Annotated in this window: 1 protein-coding gene and 1 pseudogene; one reads left to right on the forward strand and one right to left on the reverse strand. The window is 39.2% G+C overall.

Translation table 11 applies throughout. The annotated features are described in order from the left end of the window. Nucleotides 1-341: recombinase family protein (locus BCT81_RS02485; RefSeq protein ID WP_198596831.1), on the reverse strand; the 341-nt coding region annotated here is incomplete at its 3' end. 124 nt (nucleotides 342-465) lie between these two features. Here BCT81_RS02485 and BCT81_RS02490 point away from each other — a divergent pair. After that, a pseudogene (locus BCT81_RS02490) lies at nucleotides 466-606 on the forward strand (glutaredoxin family protein); the annotation flags it as partial. Between the last annotated feature and the right edge of the window lie 212 nt (nucleotides 607-818).

The following is an 818-nucleotide window of genomic DNA, read 5'->3' on the forward strand; positions in this document are numbered from 1 at the left end:
TCTACGTGTTTTAAAAGCTTGTTCAATACATCTTGAGTAATACTGTTTTTTTGACGACCTAATCTGTCCCACTTTTCGATGAACAATATAGGACGTTGGCTAAAGCTCATTGTTTCTAATTGCTCAATGAAAGCACCAAGAGAACCAGCTTTGATATGTTCCCCTTTGAAACCAGATTTAGCTTCATCTACTAACTGAATATTAGTTGCAACTGCACCAGTAGACTTGACTGCAAGCTCAAAAATTTCAGCTTGTCGTCTAAGTGAGTCATTATTGTCTTGTCCTTGGGATGAATAACGGGCATAACTAATCGCAGGGCGATTTTGTAAATTGAGTGGCATGTGAAATGCTCCATAAAACTAATGTGCATTCTTCTAACACATTATTATGATGGTGTTGCAAAGCCTTATCGCTATTGGTTTAGCGATGCCTGGGGCTTAAACAACATTACGTATTTCACAAATTAACGCTAAGATGCAACGCGGCCGTAAAGAATTACAAGCGATGGGCGCTCGCTCTATCCCAGTGCTTAAAATCGGTGACCAGATTATGGTCGGATGGAACCAAAAGAACTTCGATAAGATGTATAACTCAAAAAACACTTAACGTTATTTAAGTTGCTATACCTCTTTACAACAAAGCCCGAATATCTCACCTAAGATATTCGGGCTTTGTGTTATCAGTATCGGAAACCAAGGTCTAGTTTTCCCTTTTCGCCACTATCCTTTTACCTTCAGAACGCCACTACAAGATGCGCATCTGTATTTCTCTTTTATACCGAGAACTTTGTCGACTGATGTTCTGCGAACTCTAATAAG

It is taken from the genome of Vibrio sp. 10N.261.52.A1 (genome assembly GCF_002876325.1).
GTDB lineage: Bacteria > Pseudomonadota > Gammaproteobacteria > Enterobacterales > Vibrionaceae > Vibrio > Vibrio chagasii.